At 71.0% G+C, this 2,587-nt stretch carries 2 protein-coding genes; both read left to right on the forward strand.

The annotated features are described in order from the left end of the window. The first annotated feature begins 188 nt into the window (after nucleotides 1-188). On the forward strand, nucleotides 189-1,718 hold the full coding sequence (gene istA, locus V7E09_RS15135) for an IS21 family transposase (RefSeq protein ID WP_324523678.1): 1,530 nt from the start codon (nucleotides 189-191) through the stop codon (nucleotides 1,716-1,718). Then, nucleotides 1,715-2,494: an IS21-like element helper ATPase IstB gene (istB, locus tag V7E09_RS15140; RefSeq protein ID WP_324523679.1), complete on the forward strand. Its 780-nt coding sequence runs from the start codon at nucleotides 1,715-1,717 to the stop codon at nucleotides 2,492-2,494. The genes istA and istB overlap by 4 nt, the downstream gene beginning before the upstream one ends. The last annotated feature ends 93 nt before the right edge of the window (nucleotides 2,495-2,587 follow it).

Consider the following 2,587-nt stretch of genomic DNA (forward strand, 5'->3'; position numbering starts at 1 on the left):
ATCGCCAGGTCGCCCTCCATGACGCCTGTCCATGGCCGTGGCAAAGTCCCCACTGGTGGCCACGTGAGGTCCCCGCGGGTGGCCAAGTAGAAGTCCCCACCCTCTGCTCGTGTCGTCCATGAGTTGAGCCCCTGGACGGTGAACGGTGGCGGTGTCTAGCCAGTCACCGCACCGCCCAGGGAGCTCCATTGAAGAACATGAGGGAAGAGTTGGACATCATCACCGCCTACAACATGGTGGGCACCTACCGCGGTGCCGCCGATATCTGCGGCACCACCCACAAGACCGTCAAGCGGGTCGTGCTACGCCACGCCGCTGGTCAGGGCCGCCCGGCCAAGGCGCCTCGGCCGGCGAACTACGAGGACGTGCGCGGCCTCGTCGCCGCCGGTGTCGACACGGCCAAGGCGCGTATCAGCGCCAAGCGGTTGCTGCCCACGGCCCGCGCGGCCGGGTACACCGGCTCGGAGCGCAGCTTCCGCCGCCTTGTCGCCGAGGAGAAGAAGACCTGGCGGGTCAAGCACGGCCGGACCCACCGGCCGGCGTCCTGGTCCCCGGGTGAGCACCTGGTCATCGACTGGGGCGTGATCGCCGGCGTGCACGTCTTCGCCGCGGTACTGGCCTGGTCGCGGTTCCGGTTCGTCCGCTTCGCCGCTGATGAGAAGGCCGCGACGACGATGGGCATGCTGGCCGAGTGCTTCGAGGTCCTCGGCGGCACACCCAAGGTGGTGCTCGCCGACCGGATGGGCTGCCTCAAGGGTGGCGTGGTCGCCAACCGGGTCGTGCCCACGGCCGAGTACGTCCGGTTCGCCACGCACTACCGGTTCCGTCCCGACTTCTGCGAGGCGGCCGACCCGGAGTCCAAGGGCATCGTCGAGGCTCTCGTCCGCTACGGCAAGGACGACCTCCTGCGGCCGCTGCTGCTCGAGCACGCCCAAGGGCTCGACGGTGAGGAGCAGGCCGCGGCTGCGCGGATCCTGGCCGACCTCGGTGGCGCCAACCAGCGCGCGGCCGACTGGTGTGCGGAGGTCAACGCCGCGGTCCACTCAGAGATCGCCGCGGTCCCGAACGAGCGGTTGGCCAAGGAGGTCGACCTGCTCACCGAGCTGCCCTCGCTGCGCCCGGTCATCGGGCCGGCACCGGCGACCCGCAAGGTCGACAAGCTGTCCACGATCCGGCTCGGCTCGGCTCGGTACTCGGTGCCGAACCGGCTCATCGGCACCCAGGTGGGCGTGGTCGTCGACGGCACCCGGGTGCTGATCCTGGACACTGGCACCGGTGAGGTCCACGCCGAGCACCCGCTCACCTCGCCGGGTGAGGCCTCGGTCTTGGACGAGCACTACGGCGGTGCTCGTCCCGCGGTACCGGTGCGGGTGATCCGGCCGCGCAGCGCGGCGGAGGTCGCCTTCTGCGCGCTCGGCCCGGCCGCCGAGGCGTTCATCGCCGGCGCCGCCGGCGCCGGACACACCCGCCTCGGCCCCGAGCTGGCCGAGCTGAACACCCTGAGCGCCGCCCACGGGCAAGCCGCGATGGTCGCCGCCCTGGAGCGAGCAACCGCGTTCGGGCGGTGGCGCGCGGCCGACGTCCGCTCGATCCTGGCCGCCGGCACCGGGGTCCCCACCCCGCGCCCGGCCGGTGACGCCCTCGTGCTGGACCTGCCCACGAGTACGGGACGCTCGCTGGCCGAGTACGCCCCGGCCACCAAGGCGGTGTCCTCGTGAGCGCATCCACCCCGCCGGTGCTGGACGCGGACCTGACCGCGGGGCTGCGCCGGCTGAAGCTCGCCGCGATGCGCCAGCTCGCCCCCGAGCTGCTCGTCACGGCCAAGACCCAACGCTGGTCTCCCGAGGAGGTGCTGCGGGCCCTGGTCGAGGCCGAGATCACCGCCCGCGACGCCTCCAACGAGCGAGCACGCCTCAAGGCCGCGACCTTCCCGGTGCTCAAGACCATCGAGGACTTCGACCTGGCCGCGTCCTCGATCCCCGCGCCGACGTGGGCCTACCTCACCAGCCTGGAGTGGATCCGTGCCAAGGAGAACGTGGCCCTGATCGGCCCGGCCGGCACGGGCAAGTCACACACCCTCATCGCACTGGGTCACGCCGCCGTCCTCGCCGGCCACCGGGTCCGGTACCTGACCGCGGCCGACCTCGTCGAGACGCTCTACCGCGGCCTGGCCGACAACACCGTGGGCAAGGTCATAGAGGTGCTGCTGCGCAACGACGTCCTCCTGGTCGACGAGATCGGCTTCGCCCCGCTGGACGACACCGGTGCCCAGCTGCTGTTCCGGTTCGTCGCCGCCACCTACGAACGCCGCTCCCTGGGCATCGCCTCGCACCACTCCTTCGAGGACTGGGGCAGATTCCTGCCCGAGCACACCACCGCCGTCTCGATGCTCGACCGGCTGCTGCACCACGCCACCACCGTCGTCACCAACGGCCAGTCCTACCGCATGCGCCAAGCCCGTCAACGCCGAGGAGGTGAGCACATCAGTCAGTGATCAACCCCGCAGAGGGTGGGGACTTCCACCTGGCCAAAACCGGGGACTTTGGAGTGGCCGTTGACACGCTGCCTCTGTCGCTCAGGGGCTGGT

Origin of the sequence: Propioniciclava sp., assembly GCF_036744435.1 — a bacterium.
GTDB lineage: Bacteria > Actinomycetota > Actinomycetes > Propionibacteriales > Propionibacteriaceae > Propioniciclava.